The organism is Lachnospiraceae bacterium JLR.KK008 (genome assembly GCA_037015955.1).
GTDB lineage: Bacteria > Bacillota > Clostridia > Lachnospirales > Lachnospiraceae > VSOB01.
Window position 1 is genome coordinate 2,497,571 of sequence record CP143548.1, and the last position, 20,015, is coordinate 2,517,585.

A 20,015-nucleotide genomic window follows, 5' to 3' on the forward strand; every position below is an offset into this window, starting at 1 on the left:
CCTCTCATTTCATTTTGCCGCTTTCACTACTTTATCATTTATCTGCCCGATCAGCAGATCTGCAAGGCGGTCTGCTTCTTCCGGATCAAGATTCGTCACTGCCTCCGCGAGCTTTCGCATATTAAGTTCTATCTCTTCCGGATACGCATATGCCTGTAACTGCCCGATCAGCTCATCTGCCTGATCAATATCCATCTCCTGCATGCGGAAGCGTACCATCTCCACCAACGCCTGCACGACCGGGACATCCGTTACTTCTTTTGTACTCACAGCGCCTATGTCAAAAACCGCCTTCAGTTTTTCATGATAGCTGCGCCACTCCTCCAGAAACGGGGCCGTGACAGATGTAATTACATCTATTCTACCATCTTTGGCCGCATATTCCAATATCTTTGCAACGCCGGACAGGGGGATGATGCCTATCGTCGCCGCCAGACTTTTCATCGCGTGCACCTGAATGCGGTATTGCTCGAGCTGCTCCGGTTTTTCTATCTGTCTGTATGCTTGTTCTAACTTTTCAGCGGCAGAATCAATCTGCCCATAAAATTCTTTCACTGTATACTGAAGCAGCTCCATATCCGGCAGATGCAGCCAGGCATATTGCCAATCCAGCCCATCCACCGACGGAAGTTCATCCGGGCAGTCCACCGCCCTGTCCATGGTACCCGTCGTACCCGTCTGCGCAGCGGATAGCTCCGCTTCTTCCCCGACAGCTTCCATCTGCAATTCGTCCGGCAGCATTCTTATTATCATGTGCTCCAGTTTCTCCGGGACGACCGGCTTGGATAAAAAGTCGTCGAACCCTTCCGCCAGATATTTTTCTTTTGCTCCTGAAACCGCATTCGCAGTCAGTACAACGATCGGCGTATCCTGACATGGGAAATCGGATAACCCTCTGATATGATGAAGCGTCTCCACCCCATCCATCTCAGGCATCATATGGTCAAGGAAGATCAGATCATAATGATTGTTCTTCACCAATTCCAGACATTCCACACCGCCTCCCGCTTCCATTACCTGAATCTGTGTTTCCTTTAAGAGATTGCGCAGGACTTTCCGGTTGACTGCATTGTCATCCACAACCAGTATCTTCGCGTCAGGCGCATAAAGTTTCGTATGATAATGATAGTCTTCCGCGATCTGGTGCACTCTGGACTCAAAGTCCCCGATCGGCATATCGTCTATAATCTTCTGCTCAAGTTCAAAATAAAATTTGGACCCCTTCCCATAGACGCTCTCAACCTGCAGTCTGCTGCCGAGCAGAGACAAAAGCCGGACCGTGATATTCATGCCAAGCCCGCTGCCCTCAATATTGCGGTTCCGGTCTTCTTCCAGCCGCTCAAACTCCGAAAAAAGTCTGGGCAGATCCTCTTCTCTGATCCCGATCCCCGTGTCCTCCACCTCAAACCTGAGCACGGCTGTCCCCTGTACGCTGTGGCTATGTACGCGCAGCCACACGGTTCCCTCATGTGTATATTTGACCGCATTCGTAAGAATATTCGTCAATACCTGACGGATACGCACATCATCTCCATACAGCCGGGAAGGAATCCCACGGTCAGCCTCAACCTGCAGTCTGATATTTTTATTTTCCGCCCGTTGTGACGCCATCGTTGCCAGATCATGAATCAAACTGCTTGTATCATATTCTACCGGCACGATCTCCATTTTCCCGGATTCTATTTTAGAGAAATCCAAAATATCGTTGATCAGCGAAAGCAGAGTCTGCCCCGCCGTATAAATATCCATCGCATATCCTTTGATATGCTGTTCCTTCGATTCACGCAGGATCATTTCATCCATACCAAGTACCGCATTGATCGGCGTGCGGATCTCATGGGACATGTGCGCGAGAAATTTTCCCTTCGCCTCGCTGGCAGCCTGTGCCTCCCGTCTCGCTGCATCCGCATCCTGCTTCGCCCGAAGCAGCTGCTGATTCTGCTGCTCTGCCGCCGCTGCCTTTTCCTCCGCACTTGCCCGATATTCTTTGGAGAGCTGAAGGATGTGCATAACGGCCATCATGATACTGAACACCGTCATGCTATACTGCCCGGCCGTATTGACATGTTCTTCTTCGAAGACCGTATTCATAATCACGTTGGCGATCCCTCCAGCCAGCAGTATGATCATCGACAGCACTGTCAAAAGTGTCTGATACCGCTTCGTCCGGTAATCATACTCAAGCAGACTTACGATGGCGGTCACGCAGACGATACCGATCACAGCCGCTGAGAAATTAATCATATCCTCCAGATTCCTGATACCTGCTGTATGCATCATGATCTGCACCGCCGCATGGATACTCACACACCACAATAATACGGAAAAGCGGCGCGGATACAGTGTATGGAGAATGCGTTCAAAATACAGCGCCAGAAAGAGCGGAAGCAGCAGCACGAGATACTCCTGCATCGCATACGCTTCCTGTATATTGTAGAAGATACTCAAAGTATCCGTTCCGATAAAGCAATAGAGGCCCGCTGCCAGTCCTGCCAGCCCCAAAAACAATTCTCCCCGGGAAGGCTGACTCGTATAACGCCTGATCAGCGCCAATACAAACATGATAATCGCCGCGATCACAATCAACAGGCAACAGCCAATATCGGCAACACTGTTTCCGACCACTCCTATGTACACCGTCTGGTGCAGCCCGACTTTCATACTGCCAAGCACCTCCGGCATATCTGGCTCCGGCGCTGTCAATATGATCCAGAAGTCTCCCTCCTCAAAGCCGTATGGAAGATACACAATATTGTCATGCGTTTTCGTTCCCGACCCGTCATCCGCCCTGTACTCATAGATCATTTCGCCGTCCAGAAACGCACAGACGCCAGAGGCAGTGGAGGAAAAGGTAAGCGCCGCTCCTGCGTATTCTTCCGGCAATGTATTTCGAAAAACGAGCAGATCAAACGCCGAATCTTCTCCCGCAAATGGAAGACTTATCTCCCGGAAGTCTGCTTCCGCCACCGCACCGAGAATCTGCTCCTGCATATTGGCAGGATCTGTCGATCCATTCGCAAAAAGTTCCATGTCCGTATCATTCAGCCCGCCTGCCTGCCAGTTCTCGTTCCAATAATATTCTACCGGCTCCGCTACCAGAGCCATTTCTTCCTCCGCCCCGGACCGCATCAATGCGATCACCATAAAAATGACGATGAAAAGAATCGTAATCCCTGTCAATTTTCGTAGTTTCTTCCGTCTATCTTCCATACCGGCTCCTGAATCACTGAGTACACTAATCCGCAGTCCCTTCACCTATGCACTTTACACGATATTTCTGTTACTTCCAGTTTAAAAACAGTCACTTTATGCAGCGCATCCGCCGGGAACTCCCAGTCCTCTCTGCCGGAATAGTGGCGCATAATACAGCGAAGCGCATGTTCCTTCCCTTCGTCGTCTTCGATGAAATCGACGCGGCCTGTACCGATCACGCTCTGAAAGCGGGCAGTATATCCGCAGGCCACATCGGCCTCCTGTAGCTGGTAATCGGTATCCAGCTCAAATCCGGCCTCCTGTGTGCTTTTGATCAGTTCTATTTTCCGCCCCTGCGCCGCGCCATGAAAATAAAATATTCTCCTGCCGTCCCTTTCTTCATACCCAAAGTTCAGCGGGACAAGATAGACACTGCCATTATCGTTGAACCCGAGCCGACAGCAGTGACAAGCCTCTATGATCTCACGAATCTTTGCAGAATCGGTAATCTCTCTGTCTGATCTTCTCATAATCCATTCTCCGTCCTTTCCCTTTCCAGGCCAGGGATCTCATCATATGCTCAAAAACTGTCCGGTACCAGTGTCAGTTTCCTGATATTTCCCTTAATTTCCTGATCTTTTCCATAATAGGAAGAAGAGGACGCTCCGCTAAGCGCCCTCCTGTCTAAATCACCTTATTTTATCTCGCTGTTTCCTACCTGATTCGGCAGTCTGTCGACGGCCTGCGCATCTGCTCAGCCCTCAAATGGAACGACACTGCCCTGATACTTATCATTGATAAATTTCCTGATCTCCTCTGACTTCAGAACGTTCACCAGAGCTTTGACACCTTCGTTTTCCTCATTGCCTTCTCTGACGACAATGATATTGACATACGTCTTAGCCGCTTCAGAATCCGAAGTCTCGATTGCCAGTGCGTCAGCCTGCGCGTTCAGTCCTGCTTCCAGTGCGTAGTTGCCGTTCAATACGACAAAAGCCACTTCCGGGAGCACTCTCGATACCTGCGCTGCCTCCAGCTCAATAAACTTCACGTTGTGCGGATTTTCTGCTATATCATTGACTGTCGCTTCAATACCCACACCTTCTTTTAATGTGATCAGCCCGTTATCCTGAAGCAGTAACAGCGCTCTCGCCTCGTTTGTCGTATCATTGGGGATCGCGATTTCCACGCCATCCTCGATACTGCTCAGGTCGGAAGCCGTACCCGGATAAATGCCGAGAGGCTCATAATGGATCTCACCTACATTGACAAGGTGTGTCCCTTTCTCTTCATTAAAACTGTCCAGATATGGCGTATGCTGGAAGTAATTTGCATCAAAATCTCCTGCCTCCACTACTTCATTCGGCTGTACATAGTCCTGAAACTCTGTCACTTCCAGCGTCCAGCCCTGCTCTGCAAGGATCGGCTTAGCCGCCTCAAGAATCTCCGCATGGGGCACACTGGTCGCTGCCACTTTGACTGTCCCTTTCGCTTCTGCGCTGCCTCCCTGTGCATCCTCTGTGGCAGCCCCTTCATTTCCTGATGCTGCCTCACCTTCTGCGCCACTTTCCGCCCCGGGCTGTGCCTCTTCCTGTGAACCACAGGCAGACAATACTCCTGCTGTCAGCACTGCCGCTAGGACGATCGATACCAATCTCTTTTTCATAATCGTTCTCCTCTTTTCTTTTCATTTCTCTGTTTATCTGAATCCCTTCCGGGAATACGGACCCTTTTTTCTGAATATTCTGTCTGCTTCCCTGAACTGGTCTGATACTGTCTGTTCCCACTATCGGCCGATACTATCTGCTTCGCTTATCGAGCTTTTTTGACATCCTTGTTCCAATAATCTGTAAGATCTGCACCAGGAGCACGAGCAGGATAACCGTCGCCCACATGATGTCCGATTCATACCGGTGATACCCGTAACGGATGGCAACATCGCCCAGACCGCCGCCGCCGACCGTACCGGCCATCGCGGAATATCCGAGAATCGTGCCGAGGGCGATCGTCGCCCCTACAATCAGAGAGGTCCTTGCTTCCGCCAGAAGTACTTTAACAATGATCGTCCCTGTACCGGCGCCCATACTCTGCGCCGCTTCAATCACACCCTTGTCCACCTCCAGGAGAGAGGACTCCACAAGACGGGCGATAAATGGCGCCGCCGCAAACGTCAGCGGTACGATGGTTGCCGTCGCTCCATAGCTTTTCCCTACGATCGCCCGCGTGAGCGGAATGATAAGGATCAGTAAAATAAGAAAGGGAACACTTCGCACGATATTGACAATGACATCCAATATCTTATAGACCACCGCATTGGGACGCAGACCGTCTCTGGCTGTTACCACGAGGGCAATGCCGAGCGGAAGTCCAATCACATAAGCCATCAATGTGGAAGTCAGTGTCATATACAGCGTAAGCCCCGTGTTTTCAACGAGCATTCCGATCGTTTCATTAGTCCACATAATCTACCAGCTCCTCTACTGTAAGATTTCTCTCCTTCAGATAATGGATCATCTTTTCCGCAGTCACCGGGTCTTCCGGAAGCTGCAATACCATCTGCCCGTGGGCGGTACCGCCGATGTCCTTCGTATCCGCCAGAAGAATGTTGACCGGCGTCTTGCAGGCCAGCACCATATTGCCGATAACCGGCTCAAAAGACGAATTTTCGCTGAATACAATGCGGATACAGCGCTTTCCTTTCATCAGAGAGGCGCTGCGCTCTCCCTGAAATACGAGTTTCTGCGCCGCTCTCGTCTTCGGCCGTGAAAATACCTCTTCCACACTGCCGCTCTCTACGAGATTGCCGTTATCGATAATTGCCACCTGATTACAGATTTCCTGTACAACGCTCATCTCATGGGTGATGATAACGATTGTGATTCCGTATTTCTCATTGATTTCTTTCAATAAAGTGAGAATGGACTTTGTCGTCGTCGGATCAAGTGCGCTTGTCGCCTCGTCACAGAGCAGTATTTTAGGATTGTTGGCCAGCGCTCTGGCGATCGCCACTCGCTGCTTCTGTCCCCCGGAAAGCTGCGCCGGATACGCCTTTGCTTTCTCGGCAAGTCCCACCACTTCCAAAAGCTCCGCCGCCCGCTTTTTTGCCGCCTTGCGTTTCATGCCGACAATCTCCAGCGGAAAACAGATGTTGTCACGAACATTTCTCTGCATGAGCAGATTGAAATGCTGAAAGATCATGGCGATCTCCGTCCTCGTCCTGCGTAGCTGCTTATCGCTGATCTTTCCCAGATCCTGGCCTTCGATGAGGACTGTACCGCTCGTCGGCTTCTCCAGAAAGTTCAGACATCTGACAAGTGTACTCTTTCCTGCGCCGCTCATACCGATAATGCCGCAGATACTGCCTTTTTCTATATTCAGATTGATCCCCTTTAACGCCTCCACCTGGTTGTCACGGCCTGTAAAGGTTTTCGTCACATCTTTGATTTGGATCATTGCTTCCATCTCATCACTCCATTATGTGAATCTCGTTCTGACTTTAACTCGTAAATCATATCACACTTTCCCTGCTTCTGCAAATATAATCTCTTTTCCGGCGCAGGAATGACGCAGGAAGCACAGGATTAAGCCGCAGCCATTTTTCCGGTATACAAATTTCTCAAACTTTGGTATACTGGATATATATTTTTTCTGTGCACAGATGCTTATGAAAGATCGGTGCATACAGCAGATTTGCAATAAAATCTCTTAAAACAAAGGGGATACAGATATGAAAAAAAGAAAAGCCGTCGTCTCCCTCGGCCATCAGGCACTGGGGTACACGACAACAGAACAGTGGGATGCCGTAAAGAAGACGGCCAAAGCGCTGGCAGACCTTGCGCAGGCTGATTATCAGCTCACGATCACACACAGCAACGGCCCACAGGTCAGTATGATTCATAAAGCAATGACCGAGCTGCGCCGGGTGAATCCGGACTATACGCCGGTTCCCATGTGCGTCTGCTCCGCCATGAGCCAGGGCTATGTCGGATACGACATCCAGAACTCCCTTCGTTCGGAATTTTTGAGCCGCGGTATCTCCACTCCTGTCAGCATGGTGCTCACGCAGGTGACGGTAGACCCTTATGACGAGGCATTCTATGAACCGAATAAAATCATCGGCAGATATATGACAAAAGAAGAGGCGGAGACCGAACTGAACAAAGGCAATTACGTGACCGAATATCCCGGAAAAGGATTTCGTCGCATCGTAGCCGCTCCCAAACCGCTTCAGATCGTAGAGATCGAAACGATTCGCACTCTCTCTGACGCCGGTCAGGTTGTAATCGCCTGCGGCGGAGGCGGCATTCCGGTCATTGAACAGCGTCATGCCCTGAAAGGTGCTTCCGCTGTCATCGAAAAGGATTCCATCGCCGGCAAACTGGCCTCCGATTTGGAAGCTGATCTGCTCATCATTCTCACCAGCGTAGAACAGGTCTGCAAAAACTATGGTCAGGAGAATCAGCAGGCAATCTCCTCCATGACAGTCGCCGAGGCAAAGTCTTATATCGAAGAGGGCCAATTCGGTAAAGGTAATATGCTGCCGAAGATTGAGGCTGCTGTCTCTTATCTGGAATCAGTGCCGTCCGGAAACGTGCTGATCACTTCCATCTCCTGTGCACTGGAAGCCATAAAGGGCAAAACGGGAACGGTCATCACCAAAGACTGAAACACCGTCTGACGGCGTATATTTTTCCGTTTTCTGCACATGCTGTTCCTGAAAGAGAGGAATCGCAGATGAGTACAGAAAAAAACAGTGCAGGCAGCACACACAGACAAAACAACAACGATTTTCATTCGATTGATAACTACCCAACGAACAGCAGTTCGACCGGCAACTATCCGACAAACGGCAATCCGGCCGATAACTATCCGACGGACTGCCATTCCCCGAAAGACAGTTCCCGGTACAGTCACCCGGATACGAGACCGTCAAAACCCGGTCCGGGCGGAGAAGCGGAAGAGTAAAACTCTTCCGCTTCTTTATCTGTCAGTCACCAATTCCGCAGAAGCCAGCTTGTCAATGAGAATGGCGTTATCATCAGATATAAAAGTAATTATTATTTTTTATCCATCAGCAGATCCCAAAAGCATTTTTTATATTATCCTCAAAGCATTTCGCACTATCGCATTGCTCTGTCACAGCGTTCCATTCTTTACTCACTTCCCGCACCAGCCTGCTATAGACCGAAATGCTCTTTTTGGTTCCGGGTATCCGGATGCCATGATATGTTTTCTTCCTCGCAATAATGTTTTCCCATGGATCTGCCACCACCTCAACATTTTCACAATCCCGGTAAGCCGCGACAATCCATGCGTCCGTACTGTCGCAGGGAACTGTGATCACAATATCGCTCCGGTCTGCACTGACCCGTAAATACTTTCTGAGCAACATCTCCAGATGATTCCTGTAACCTTCAGAATTTTGCAAATGCTCCCTGCAGGGAAGCACGATCGGACACAGCTCTTTTATCACTTTTTCACATTGTAAAGGATGGCTGTCCTCTCTGCTCTCGCACACTGTCGTCCCGCACAGACAATGTGATTCTTTTTCCTTTCTTGAAACATCTGCATCCATCTGAATCACAAGCAGATCGATCCCGGGAGTGACTTCATGGAGATACTGATCTAATATCTCTGATGTAGTCTCGCACCATTTCCATACACCCTTCCAGCCATTTCCAAAACGCCCGGCCATGTCCGGTTCCGGCTGCAACCGCCGATAATCATTCTTTCTGCCTGTAATATGATCGATAGCCTCTTTGATAACGATATAGTCCGTCGGCCCCTCTCCGACAATGCCAATCATCTTTTTCATATCAGCTCCGGAACTCCCCCCAGTCTCCCGTTGATCCATAATCTTGATAATGACTGCCCGGATTCCAGTAACTCATTGGAAACCTGAATTCGATCTATCACCGCATAACCATTCTGATCCCTGCTGACAGCAAAAAGACGGATGTCATCATTGCACAGATCTAATCCGTCCAATACAAGCGGATTATGTGTTGTCATAAAGACTGTCCGTCCCGATTCCTGTATCAACTGACAAAACAATTCTGCTATTTTCTGAGCCAGTCTGGGATTCAATGCATGGTCAAAGCTGTCAATCGCAAACATGGACGGAGACTCCGGGTGCATAGCCATACACAGCATAAACAACACATACAATGCCCCTTCACTGGCATCATAACCGGTAAAAACAGCATTCGTCTTTAAAAAGCGATCCTTAAATTCAATCACCTGACGCATGGAGGGAACCCCTCGATTGAGATTAATTTTCTTCGGTGTCGTAATGGAAAAACCTGACGCCCAATCGATCAGATCAAGAATTTCTTCCATATACAGCGTACCAAATTTCATATCGCCATCCACATTTTTCATCATTTCCTGTAACGCTTCTGCAATCCGCCCACCATGCAGTCCAACCGGGGCTGTCTGAGCAGGATCCATAACGGTCCCCCGAAGCGTCTGTGTATCCGGCTGGTAAATGCCATATTTCTCAATATATTGCCCCATTTTACGACATCTGGACCCGTCTAACTCTTCTGTCAGCATATAGTATCCGATGTGATTATTGAGAGGCGCATACGAGCGATTGCTTCTTCCCCACAGGGAGTTTCCATTCTCACTGATATTTTCCGAATGATATTTCCATGTATCGTCATCCGTTGGCGTTGTCAGATGAACGGAATATTTATACTCGTCTTCATCTTCCCAATCGATATCCAGGCTTACTGTCAATCCATCCCTGTTCATTGATTTAAATTTTGACTTATATAAAGCTGATGTACTTAATCGTATCCCTTTTTTCTGAAGACTGCTGCTGTTCACTCTGTCTGTCATTGCAGCGCTCAACACGCCAATCGCCTCCAATATGGTAGATTTGCCCGAACCATTGGCACCGATCAGTACATTTACTTTCCCCGGTTGGAAACTTACGTCATACAGGGATTTGAAATTTCTGATTCTGATTTCCTTGATCGTCATATTGTCTCCTTTTGAAATCCATAATAGCCATTTTTATTTTTACTATTATAGCATATAGAATGCAGATATGTGTATCTAAATTTCAAAAAAATCATATATTATCTGGTTTTTCTGTATTTAGATATATGGTAATTTTATAAATATCCTTTTTTCGTCAATTTTTTTACGGCAAAAACAGCGCCACCGAAGCCGCGCTGTTTCTGTAAACCCAAACCATTCTTATTCCGTTTTCCTGCTGGCTTTGTCCGGTTGCCTCTCACTCTTTCCACTGATCAGCCAGCATCGCCAGCCGGAGGTATTCCCCATATTTCTGATGATAAAACGCTCTCTTCTTCTCATCCGGTACAAATTCCCGAATGCTCTTTGCCGCCATATTAACTGACGCTTCCTGCATCGTTTCATAGGCCCCGCCCGCCACGGCCGCATAAACTGCCGCTCCGAGCGCGCACGTCTGATCCGCATCAAGGATAGAAATCTTCTTGCCCAGCACATCGGCCATCATCTGCATCACAAATTCCGATTTTTTGGAGATGCCGCCGACGGCGACGACTTTCTCCAGCTCGATACCAGCTGCTTCAAACCCGTCCACAATCCGCCTCAGACCGCATACCGCGCCAAATACAAGCGAACGGAATAGGTAAGGCGCTTCCGTGCCGAGCGTCAGACCGCCAATCATCCCTCTCTGGAAGTCGTCTGTGTCCGGATACCTGCGCCCGTTAAACCAGTCGAGCGAGATCGGAAACAGATCCTGTGGCAGATCCTGCGCCTCCTTTTGCAATTTCGCCAGCATCGTATCACTCATTGTCTCACAAAGTCTGTCATATTCTTCCGCAGGCAGACAGTCCTTCGTCTGACAGATCGGCCACATGAGCACTTTCTTAAACCAGCCGAAAATATCACCAAACGCCGCCTGTCCGGTCTCGATGCCGACATAGTCCGGCAAAATCGAATTTTCCGCCTGTCCGCCAAAGCTGCGTATGTCTTTTCCGGCCAAATCCTGTGCCTTTCCCACAAGCATATCCACCGCAGAAGTTCCGATCGTGCAGACGAGCACTTTCTCCCGGATTCCCGCACCCACCGCACCCGCATGCGCATCAAAGGAACTGCCGGAAACGCCAATTCCCTCCGGAAGGCCCAGTCTGTCTGCCCACTCTTGCGTGAGCCGGCCGGCTTTCACTGCCGCAGGCTGCGGACTGTTGCCGTATCGCTCTTTCACAAGCGTGAGATACGGGTCGAGCGTCGACAGAATTTCATCTGACGGAAGGCCGTTCCATTTACTGTGCCACAACGCCTTATGTCCGGCGGCACAGGCGCTGTGATAAATGGTTTCCGGTCTCGTATCGCCACAGAGCAGTCCGACCATCCAGTCGCAGTGCTCTGTCCACGTATAAGCTGCCTCTTTTATTTTTTCATCCTGCCGGATCGTATGCAGAATCTTTGCCCAGAACCATTCCGCACAATATTTTCCCTGATAAACACCATAATCAATATCACTTCCATGGGCAAAGAGCCTGTCGATCTCCTCTGCCTCCGATACGGCGGACTTGTCTTTCCAGAGCTGGAACATGGCATTCTCACATTCCGCAAACTGCGGCTTCAGTGCCAACGGCACACCTTCCCGGTCTACAGGGACCGGGGTCGATCCTGTCGTATCGACCCCGATGCCTATGATATTGCTTTTTTGAGACTGCGAAAGACAGGCCACCGCTTCTTTGACGCATTTTTCCAGAGACTCCAGATAATCAAGGGGATGCTGGCGAAAAACACTCTGCTCCGGATGTTGGTAGAGCCCCTGTGCCCACCGGGGATAAAGAGCTGTTCCGCCTCCTGCCGGTGTTCCGGAAGCGACACTTACGATCGTTGCCCGGACAGAATCGCTTCCAAAATCCACACCAACCACAAACTTATCTTCCATATATCAAGTCCATCTCTTTCTGATCTCATTTATCTCTTGCGCGCGATCGCTTTCTTTGCGCACTCTGCAATATGCTCCGGAGTCAGTCCAAACTTCTCCAGCAGCTCCTGCGGTCCGCCGGAATGCCCGAACGTATCTTCCACCCCTACGAACTCTACCGGTACCGGCTCTGTAGCGGAGACCACTTCCGCTACGGCGGCGCCAAGTCCGCCAATCACGTTGTGCTCCTCAGCGGTAACGATCGCCCCTGTCTCTCTGGCTGCCTTCACAATCAGCTCTCTGTCGATCGGCTTGATCGTGTGCATATCAATCACGCGGGCATGGATGCCTTCTCCTGCCAATGCTTTCTGCGCCTTCAGCGCTTCCTGTACCATCAGTCCACAGGCAACAATCGTCACATCGCTGCCGTCAACGAGCTGTACGCCTTTGCCGATCTCAAACGTATATCCGTCAAAGCCATCCGTCACACAGTCCAGCTCACAGCGGCCCGTCCGCAGATAGCACGGTCCCTTGTGGTCAAGAATAGCGCGGGTTGCCAGCCTTGCCTCATTGGCATCACAGGGAACGACAACCGTCATGCCCGGTATTGTGCGCATGAGACTGATGTCCTCAATGCACTGATGAGTAGCGCCGTCCTCGCCAACTGTGAGTCCTGCATGGCTGCCCACAACCTTTACGTTCAGATTCGGATAGGCAACGCTGTTGCGGACCTGATCATAGACACGTCCCGCCGCGAACATTGCAAATGTATGTACGAGAGCGGTCGCCCCGCAGGTGGCAAACCCTGCCGCCACATCAACCATATTTGCTTCTGCAATCCCGATATTGTAAAACCGCTGCGGATATTCCTCCGAAAAATATTTCGTCATTGTACAGCTCTTCAGGTCTGCGTCAAACACGTAAATATCATCCCTGCCGCCAAATTCTTTCAGCGCTCTGCCGTATGCTTCTCTTGTAGATAGATTTTCTCCCATATCTCTCTAGCCCTCCAGTTCCGCTATTTTACGATCCAGTTCCTCGTAAGCCGTCTTCCATTCCTCTGCGGATGGCTGGCCCCCATGGAAACGGACCTGATTTTCGAATACAGAAACCCCTTTTCCTTTTACCGTATCTGCAACGATAACAGTCGGTTTTCCCTCTGTGGCAAGCGCCTGCTCTACGGCGCCGACAAGCGCTTCCACATTATTTCCGTCCGCCTCGATGACATTCCAGCCAAAGGCTTTGAACTTTTCACCGATCGGATACGGAGACATCACTTCCTCCAGGGAACCGTCAAGCTGCAGTTTGTTATTGTCCACAAAGGCGATCAGATTATCAGCCTTGTAAAATCCTGCCGCCATCGCCGCTTCCCAGATCTGCCCTTCCTGGATCTCACCGTCTCCCATAATGCAGTACACATGGTTTCCCTGCTTTTTATTCTTTGCATACAGCGCCATGCCGAGTGCCACCGATAAGCCCTGTCCGAGAGAACCGGCAGACATGTCGACACCCGGAACGTGGATCTCCACATGACCGGAGAGGTCGCTGTCTATCTTCCGGAACGTGGACAGATGCTCCTCCGGGAAAAATCCCCGCAGTGCCAGCGTGGCATACATCGTCGGCGTGCAATGCCCCTTTGACAGGACGAGTCTGTCTCTGTCCGCCTGACCGGGATTTTTTGGGTCTACGTTCATCTTGTCAAAATACAAGACCGATAATATCTCTGCGATGGAAAAAGAGCCGCCGATATGTCCGGAACCTGCCGTCTGAATCGTCTTCAGCGCAGTCCTGCGGATCTTATGCGCCCATAACTCCAGTTCTTTTTTCTTTGTAACGTCCATATTTTTGATTCCTCAACTTTCCCCTTTATTTTGCTGCATTCTGACGTTTCTGTTTCAGCATATCCACATATACCGCTACGATAATGATAACGCCTTTTAACACATATTGCCAGTAGGAATTGACACGCATCAGATTTAACCCATTGGAAATGATGCCGATGATAAGCACGCCTACGATCAGACCGCCTACCGTACCGGTTCCACCGAAGAAGGAAGTACCGCCGAGTACAGACGCCGCAATCGCATCTGTCTCATAGCCCTCGCCTGTCGACGGCTGGCCGGACGACAGTCTGGCCGCCAGCACGACGCCGCAAAAGCCCGCCATCACACCACTGATCGTCCATACGAGTATTTTGATTTTCTTAACATTGATACCGGAGAAGCGGGCTGATGTCTCATTACCGCCTACCGCATAAATATGACGCCCTGTTCTTGTCTTATTTAAAAGGAACGCATCCAGGATCAGGAAGATGATCATATAGATAACCGGATAAGGGATCGGTCCCAGAGAACCGGTTCCGAAATTTCCGAAAGAACGATTTGTCGTCGTCACCGGAGAACCGTTGGCCATCAGGTAAGCCGTACCACGGCAGATCGACTGCATTGCCAGCGTCACTACGAAAGGATGAATCCCTGTATATGTAATGATCACCCCGTTGACCATACCGACGATCATACCTACCAGAATACCGATAGCAATCCCCAGCCACATCGGAAGTCCGGCATTCTCAAAAGACATAACACAGATTACACCACTCAGAGCTGCCAGAGCGCCGCCTGTCAGATCGATACCTGCCAGTATGATGGCAAGCTGCACACCAATGGCAAGATAACAGTTCGTCGCGCAAGTACGCAGCAGGTTTACAATATTCGTCTTAGTCAGAAAGTTTTTGCCGAATATCGAAAAGAAGATGCACATCACGAGCAAAGCTAACAAAATACCCCAATTCTGTCGGAAATATTCCTGAATCGGGCTGATGAAACGATTATTTGACTTTTTATTCATTGCCTGTTACCCCCATAGCATATTTCAATATTAGTTCCTGCGAATATTCTTCGTGATCCACCTCTCCGGTGATATGTCCCTCATTCATGATCATCATTCGGTCGCTCATATTCATGACCTCCGGCATCTCGGAAGAGATCAGGATAATAGCCAGACCTTTTTTCGCCAGATCATTGATGATCGTATAGATCTCGGCTTTCGCCCCCACATCAATACCGCGGGTCGGTTCATCGAGAATGAGCACCTTGGGATCGGTAGCAAGCCATTTGGCCAGCAGTACTTTCTGCTGATTTCCGCCCGAAAGTGTGGAACAGTTCACCTGAGCCGAAGGAGCTTTGACACGAAGTGATTTCATACCATTGTCAATGATCTCCTCTTCTTTATCCCGGTCTACCCGCAAATGGTTGATAAACCGGTGCAGGATCGGCAGCGTAATATTAAACCCGATCGTATTTTTCAGGAGAAGTCCTTCCGTTTTACGACTTTCGGGTACGAGCGCAACCCCTTTGTTCTGCATATACATTGGATCCGGTTTCTTTACCTGCTCCCCATTCAGATAAATCTCACCGGAATCCATCGGATCAAGCCCCATGACCGCTTTCATCAATTCCGAACGTCCTGATCCCACCAGACCGTAAAATCCCAGTATCTCTCCGCTGCGGACCGAAAAATCGCAGTGGACGGCACGCTTGCCCGCGCAGATGTCTTTTGCCTCCAGCAAGACTTCCCCCGGCTTGTTAAACGTACGGACATAATAATTGCCCAGCTCGCGCCCCACCATCAGCGAGATCAACTGGCTTTCCGTACACTCGCTTGATTGCAGACTGCCCATGAATTCTCCATCCCGCATGATCGTGACCGCATCACAGAGCTGGAACACTTCGGCCATCTTATGCGTGATAAAGATGACTCCCATTCCCTGCGCTTTCAGATCGCGGACAGTCCGGAATAAAATATCAACCTCTTTTTCGGAAAGCGAAGAGGTCGGTTCGTCCAATATGAGCAATTTGGCATTCAGCGAAAATGATTTCGCAATCTCGACCATCTGCTGCTGCCCGAGAGAAAGCCGGCCGACAAATTCGGTCGGGTCCACATCAAGACCTACCCTCTCCAGAAACGGCTTGGCAGCTTCCGCCATTTTTGTCTTACTGATCATTCCCAGAGAATTCTTCATCTCACGTCCAAGGAAGATATTCTCCGCGATCGTCAGATACGGCTCAAGCGCAAGTTCCTGATGAATGAACGCCACACCCAGCGACTGTGAATCATGCACGGAATGAATATCAACCTTTTTGCCCTCAATATAGATTTCACCGGAGTCTGCCGGAAACACGCCGCCGAGAACATTCATCAGCGTCGACTTACCTGCTCCGTTTTCTCCCATAAACCCCATCACTTCTCCTGCATGCACTGTGATCGCAGCATTATTTAAGGCACGGACACCGGGAAAGGTCTTTACAATATTTTCCATACGTAAAAGTTCCTGTTTCATTTCTTCACTCCTTTTTGTCCTGGAACCAAATCGGAAAGGAACGTCCTGTCGAATCGTCCCTTTCCGAAATCAGACCTTAAATCGTATTACTTACTGCCAATCTGTAACATCGAACTGATTGATATTTTCCTTTGTAATGAATGCAACATCTACGACGATCTCGGATTCTACGGACTCACCTGCCAGATATGCAAGAGCCGTATCCACTGCGTTGCTACCGATCACGGAAGGCTGCTGTGCGGAAGAACCTGTTGCGGAACCGTCAGCTACATAACCCATAAAGTCAGGGTTGCCGTCCACACCATAGATTACGATGTCGTCTCTGCCTGCTGCCGCACATGCCTGTACACAGCCAAGCGCTGCCATATCATTGATGCAGAAGAAACCAGCCAGATCGCTGTCGCCTGTGATCGCATCGTCAGCTACCGGAAGTGTCGTTGCCGTGTCTCCGGAAGTATCGGATGTACCAACAATTTCAAAATATTCGCCTACTGTGTCACGGAAACCCTGCTCACGCTGTACGCAGGCACTGCCGGACGGCTGGTTCATAATATAGATCTTGGAACCTTCGTCAAGTTTCGCCATCATATCCTCTGCGCACTGAACGCCTGCGCCATAGTTATCGGAAGCGATTACGGATACGACAAGGTCAGTACGGTCAACTGCCGTGTCAACATTGATAACCGGAATCCCTGCGTCTACACACGCCTGAAGCGCTTCCGTACATGCCGTACAGTCCATGGGAGCCATAATCACAACATCTACTTCCTGATTGATCAGGTCATAAATGTAGTTGTTCATCGTTGCCTGATCGCTGTCGGCATCAACCGTTACAAGCTGTGTGGAAGGATCCATGCCCTTTGCTTCCATCTCTGCGGTGATACCACCCATCATTGCCGTCCAGAACGGATTGTTCATTGTCGTCGGAACGTATGCGATCGTCAACTCGGAAACGTCAACTGCTCCCGCTTCTCCTCCTTCTGCCGGAGCCTCAGCTGCCGGCGCTTCTTCCTCTGCAGCCGGTGCCTCTGTCTCGGCTGCAGGTGCTTCAGCCGGAGCAGATGTGTCAGCCGTCGAACCGCAGCCAACCATACATGCCGTCATAGCGATGGCCATTGTCAGTGCTAATAATTTCTTTCTCATAATTACCTTCCTCTTCTCCTTTTTATTTTTATATTTTCATTTTCCTGCTAGCACGGAAAATAAAATATCACGTTTTCTTCTGTCTGACTGACGCTGCCTGCTTTTCTGTTTCCCTTTTATATGTATTCTGTCGTTGTCTTTTCTATCGTTTATGAATGTTATGCGCTTTCACTATACCTCATTCGTCTAGTCTATCGTCCGCTGGATCTTTTCCAGTATCGTGTTGTCTTTGAACAGACTTTCCAGCACATAATAATATCCGCCGAACAAAAAGGAGTCCTCACTTAACCGGGAATAGCGGATAGAAATACTGTCGCCCACGAGCGGGTGGACAAATTCCCTGACGACCCGTTTCACCTCTTCCAGAAAAGCATCTGTCTCCGGATAATCCGGTCCCAGGATAATACAGTCCGGATTGATAATATAAATGATATTGGCAATGCCGTAACCGAGCATCCATGCCATCTTATTGATTGCATACACGGCAAGCGGATCATTGTCCATATAAGCGTCCACGACATCTTTATAGGTGCTCTCTTCCTGAAGGGCACTGTCCGGATATTCGTAGAGACGTTCCAGTACATAGCGCATGGCGCTGTCTGTCCCCGCGCAGTACTCAAATGTACCTGTCATCTCTTTCTGCGTCCGCCGACTGTTATACTGTATGCCCATATGCCCGATTTCTCCGGCAATTCCCACCTGTCCTTCTACGATCTTGCCATTGATCACGAGTCCCGCACCGATCCCGAATCCTCTCGACCGGATAATGATCAGACTGGCATTTTTATCTTCTCTGACTTCTTCCGCATTTCTCCATTCCGCATAGGCTCCCAGCTTTGCGTCATGTTTCATCAGCACCGGAAGGCCAAGCGCCTCCTCCAGCTCACTGCGGATATTGATCTGACTCAGCTCCTCAAACTCGGATACCTGAAACGTCTCTCTCTCTTCTGTCTTTCTTCTAATTATGTATGGTCCGGGGACCGCAAGCGAGATGCCGGCAAAATTTTTCCTGCCAAATTTACTCTGCTGGCCGACTGCGCTCTCTTTGAGTTTCTTCATAATAATACGGATGTCCGTATGTTGTTTAAATTGGTATCTGATATGATCGACCCGCTTCCCGTCGAGCGAATAGATCGCAATTTGATAATCCTTTCTCGTAATACCGATGGACATGATATAGATCCCGTTCAGCTTCAGGCAGATATTCTCCCCCCGGCGGCCTGACGCCGCATCCCCATCCGTACCGATAATACCCATCTCGATAAACTCATTGACGATATTGGTAATCGTCGCTTTCTGAAGACCGATCTCAGATGCCAGTTCCGTCCTAGTCATCGCCCCGCACTCCAGCAGCGTCTTGAAAACAAGCGTCCTGTTATTTTTCTGCATTTCGCTGCCATTCATCCCTCGGTTCATACTGTCCTCACTGCAAGTCTATTTTGTGTTCATCGATTTAACTATATTTCTGTCTTTTTAATTCATCGAATTGATTGCTTTGCTTATCTTGTATTTCATAATATCTTATTTTTTCAAATATGTCAATCTTTTTTTGTGTATTTTGTAGGATATTCATCTTCTTTATGTTCATTCATTTAACAATAATCTCCGCTTAACTACGATTCGATTAACACAATGCCTGCATAACAGAAAATCTTTCCAAAACAGTGGATGCCGCTAATTTTCAGGGAAATAAAAAAAGAGCGCAGGTAGTCCTCCCACTTACGCTCTCTTTTTGCTGAATAATTATAACATACCGCTCGGCGGAACATGCCCGCCGCACAATGGCATACGATTATCTCACATTCTCCCGACCGTTTCTTCCAGCTGTGCAAATCGTTCGATGCGATATGCCGCTTCCTTTACTTCTCCAAACCCGTAGGCGGCAAATACAAAAGGAATCCCCGCTATCGCACAGGCTTCATAATCACCCATCGTATCGCCGATATAGACTGTCTCTTCCGGCCGCATTCCATGCCGTTCCATCAATACCCGGATCGTCTCTCCCTTACAAGTACCGGTATTTCCATAGCATTCATGGTCGCGGATAAAAGGTCCGATCCCCGTCTTACTCATCACCAGCTCAATATATCCGATCTGGCAGTTGCTGACAATGTAGAGGTCATAGCTCTGTGCCAGTTTCTCCATCTCTTCAGCCACACCCGGATAAGCGAGGTCTCTCGTGTTCCGCTCCAGATACAGATGTTCATACTCGCAGCACTTATCCATAAGCTGCCGACGCTTTTCCATATCGGTCACATCCGGAAAGAGATGATCCGCGACCACATCCATCGTCTGTCCGAATTCCCGCTGAAGCACCTGCGCTGTGATGACCGGCCCGTCGCCGATCGTCTCCCGGATCGCCCGGTTCCACCCTTCCGCCGCCACTTCAGTGGAATTCCATATCGTCCCGTCCACATCAAAGATCAGATTTTTTCTCATCCTGTCGTCCTCCTCCTGACA

17 protein-coding genes are annotated in these 20,015 nt (G+C 49.5%); 2 read left to right on the forward strand and 15 right to left on the reverse strand.

The features are described from left to right. Positions 1 to 9: 9 nt before the first annotated feature. The 5 genes from V1224_12560 to V1224_12580 all read right to left on the reverse strand — a co-directional run bounded on the left by V1224_12560 (position 10) and on the right by V1224_12580 (position 6,654). Positions 10 to 3,210 (reverse strand): response regulator, encoded by a 3,201-nt coding sequence (locus tag V1224_12560; GenBank protein ID WWR15293.1) that lies wholly within the window; start codon positions 3,208 to 3,210, stop codon positions 10 to 12. A gap of 41 nt (positions 3,211 to 3,251) precedes the next feature. Beyond that, positions 3,252 to 3,722, reverse strand: coding sequence for a pyridoxamine 5'-phosphate oxidase family protein (locus tag V1224_12565; GenBank protein ID WWR15294.1), 471 nt, complete (start codon positions 3,720 to 3,722; stop codon positions 3,252 to 3,254). Positions 3,723 to 3,946: 224 nt separating this feature from the next. Beyond that, on the reverse strand, positions 3,947 to 4,858 hold the full coding sequence (locus V1224_12570; GenBank protein ID WWR15295.1) for a MetQ/NlpA family ABC transporter substrate-binding protein: 912 nt from the start codon (positions 4,856 to 4,858) through the stop codon (positions 3,947 to 3,949). 133 nt (positions 4,859 to 4,991) lie between these two features. After that, positions 4,992 to 5,654 (reverse strand): methionine ABC transporter permease, encoded by a 663-nt coding sequence (locus V1224_12575; protein ID WWR15296.1) that lies wholly within the window; start codon positions 5,652 to 5,654, stop codon positions 4,992 to 4,994. After that, positions 5,644 to 6,654 (reverse strand): ATP-binding cassette domain-containing protein, encoded by a 1,011-nt coding sequence (locus V1224_12580; protein ID WWR15297.1) that lies wholly within the window; start codon positions 6,652 to 6,654, stop codon positions 5,644 to 5,646. Before V1224_12580 ends, V1224_12575 begins: the two co-directional genes overlap by 11 nt. 265 nt (positions 6,655 to 6,919) lie before the next feature. Here V1224_12580 and arcC point away from each other — a divergent pair, with 265 nt between their 5' ends. Then, a complete protein-coding gene (gene arcC, locus V1224_12585) occupies positions 6,920 to 7,858 on the forward strand; it encodes a carbamate kinase (protein ID WWR15298.1) in 939 nt (312 codons plus the stop codon). A gap of 68 nt (positions 7,859 to 7,926) precedes the next feature. Next, positions 7,927 to 8,157: a hypothetical protein gene (locus V1224_12590; protein WWR15299.1), complete on the forward strand. Its 231-nt coding sequence runs from the start codon at positions 7,927 to 7,929 to the stop codon at positions 8,155 to 8,157. Positions 8,158 to 8,263: 106 nt separating this feature from the next. On the opposite strand, the gene V1224_12595 is transcribed toward V1224_12590, so the two are convergent. The 10 genes from V1224_12595 to V1224_12640 form a co-directional block, all read right to left on the reverse strand. Then, complete coding sequence (locus tag V1224_12595; GenBank protein ID WWR15300.1) at positions 8,264 to 9,007, reverse strand: hypothetical protein; 744 nt, start codon at positions 9,005 to 9,007, stop codon at positions 8,264 to 8,266. After that, the gene (locus tag V1224_12600) at positions 9,004 to 10,179 is read right to left on the reverse strand and encodes an AAA family ATPase (GenBank protein ID WWR15301.1); all 1,176 of its coding nucleotides are present in this window, start codon (positions 10,177 to 10,179) and stop codon (positions 9,004 to 9,006) included. The genes V1224_12595 and V1224_12600 overlap by 4 nt, the downstream gene beginning before the upstream one ends. Positions 10,180 to 10,435: 256 nt before the next feature. Next, entirely contained in the window at positions 10,436 to 12,094 is a 1,659-nt protein-coding gene (locus tag V1224_12605; GenBank protein ID WWR15302.1) for a ribulokinase, read from the reverse strand. Positions 12,095 to 12,123: 29 nt separating this feature from the next. Further along, positions 12,124 to 13,068 carry a transketolase family protein gene (locus tag V1224_12610; protein WWR15303.1) on the reverse strand — a complete coding sequence of 315 codons (945 nt, stop codon included), beginning with the start codon at positions 13,066 to 13,068 and terminating at the stop codon, positions 12,124 to 12,126. Between the two features lie 6 nt (positions 13,069 to 13,074). Then, the gene (locus V1224_12615; GenBank protein ID WWR15304.1) at positions 13,075 to 13,914 is read right to left on the reverse strand and encodes a transketolase; all 840 of its coding nucleotides are present in this window, start codon (positions 13,912 to 13,914) and stop codon (positions 13,075 to 13,077) included. 25 nt (positions 13,915 to 13,939) lie between these two features. Then, the gene (locus V1224_12620; protein ID WWR15305.1) at positions 13,940 to 14,920 is read right to left on the reverse strand and encodes an ABC transporter permease; all 981 of its coding nucleotides are present in this window, start codon (positions 14,918 to 14,920) and stop codon (positions 13,940 to 13,942) included. Next, entirely contained in the window at positions 14,913 to 16,412 is a 1,500-nt protein-coding gene (locus V1224_12625; protein ID WWR15306.1) for a sugar ABC transporter ATP-binding protein, read from the reverse strand. The genes V1224_12620 and V1224_12625 overlap by 8 nt, the downstream gene beginning before the upstream one ends. Before the next feature lie 90 nt (positions 16,413 to 16,502). After that, positions 16,503 to 17,555 carry a substrate-binding domain-containing protein gene (locus V1224_12630; protein WWR15307.1) on the reverse strand — a complete coding sequence of 351 codons (1,053 nt, stop codon included), beginning with the start codon at positions 17,553 to 17,555 and terminating at the stop codon, positions 16,503 to 16,505. Positions 17,556 to 17,741: 186 nt separating this feature from the next. Beyond that, positions 17,742 to 18,971, reverse strand: a complete 1,230-nt coding sequence (locus V1224_12635; GenBank protein ID WWR15308.1) for an ROK family transcriptional regulator — start codon at positions 18,969 to 18,971, stop codon at positions 17,742 to 17,744. A 381-nt stretch (positions 18,972 to 19,352) separates the two neighbouring features. Further along, positions 19,353 to 19,994: an HAD family hydrolase gene (locus tag V1224_12640; protein ID WWR15309.1), complete on the reverse strand. Its 642-nt coding sequence runs from the start codon at positions 19,992 to 19,994 to the stop codon at positions 19,353 to 19,355. Positions 19,995 to 20,015: the final 21 nt, after the last annotated feature.

What these genes read in the sequence shown, in the direction of transcription:
- V1224_12595 (WWR15300.1), bottom strand. Translation starts at nt 9,007, where the DNA reads ATGAAAAAGATGATTGGCATTGTCGGAGAGGGGCCGACGGACTATATC.
- V1224_12640 (WWR15309.1), bottom strand. Translation starts at nt 19,994, where the DNA reads ATGAGAAAAAATCTGATCTTTGATGTGGACGGGACGATATGGAATTCC.
- V1224_12580 (WWR15297.1), bottom strand. Translation starts at nt 6,654, where the DNA reads ATGGAAGCAATGATCCAAATCAAAGATGTGACGAAAACCTTTACAGGC.
- V1224_12620 (WWR15305.1), bottom strand. Translation starts at nt 14,920, where the DNA reads ATGAATAAAAAGTCAAATAATCGTTTCATCAGCCCGATTCAGGAATAT.
- V1224_12570 (WWR15295.1), bottom strand. Translation starts at nt 4,858, where the DNA reads ATGAAAAAGAGATTGGTATCGATCGTCCTAGCGGCAGTGCTGACAGCA.
- V1224_12615 (WWR15304.1), bottom strand. Translation starts at nt 13,914, where the DNA reads ATGGACGTTACAAAGAAAAAAGAACTGGAGTTATGGGCGCATAAGATC.
- V1224_12635 (WWR15308.1), bottom strand. Translation starts at nt 18,971, where the DNA reads ATGAACCGAGGGATGAATGGCAGCGAAATGCAGAAAAATAACAGGACG.
- V1224_12600 (WWR15301.1), bottom strand. Translation starts at nt 10,179, where the DNA reads ATGACGATCAAGGAAATCAGAATCAGAAATTTCAAATCCCTGTATGAC.
- V1224_12605 (WWR15302.1), bottom strand. Translation starts at nt 12,094, where the DNA reads ATGGAAGATAAGTTTGTGGTTGGTGTGGATTTTGGAAGCGATTCTGTC.
- V1224_12625 (WWR15306.1), bottom strand. Translation starts at nt 16,412, where the DNA reads ATGAAACAGGAACTTTTACGTATGGAAAATATTGTAAAGACCTTTCCC.
- V1224_12565 (WWR15294.1), bottom strand. Translation starts at nt 3,722, where the DNA reads ATGAGAAGATCAGACAGAGAGATTACCGATTCTGCAAAGATTCGTGAG.
- V1224_12630 (WWR15307.1), bottom strand. Translation starts at nt 17,555, where the DNA reads ATGAGAAAGAAATTATTAGCACTGACAATGGCCATCGCTATGACGGCA.
- V1224_12560 (WWR15293.1), bottom strand. Translation starts at nt 3,210, where the DNA reads ATGGAAGATAGACGGAAGAAACTACGAAAATTGACAGGGATTACGATT.
- V1224_12575 (WWR15296.1), bottom strand. Translation starts at nt 5,654, where the DNA reads ATGTGGACTAATGAAACGATCGGAATGCTCGTTGAAAACACGGGGCTT.
- arcC (WWR15298.1), top strand. Translation starts at nt 6,920, where the DNA reads ATGAAAAAAAGAAAAGCCGTCGTCTCCCTCGGCCATCAGGCACTGGGG.
- V1224_12610 (WWR15303.1), bottom strand. Translation starts at nt 13,068, where the DNA reads ATGGGAGAAAATCTATCTACAAGAGAAGCATACGGCAGAGCGCTGAAA.
- V1224_12590 (WWR15299.1), top strand. Translation starts at nt 7,927, where the DNA reads ATGAGTACAGAAAAAAACAGTGCAGGCAGCACACACAGACAAAACAAC.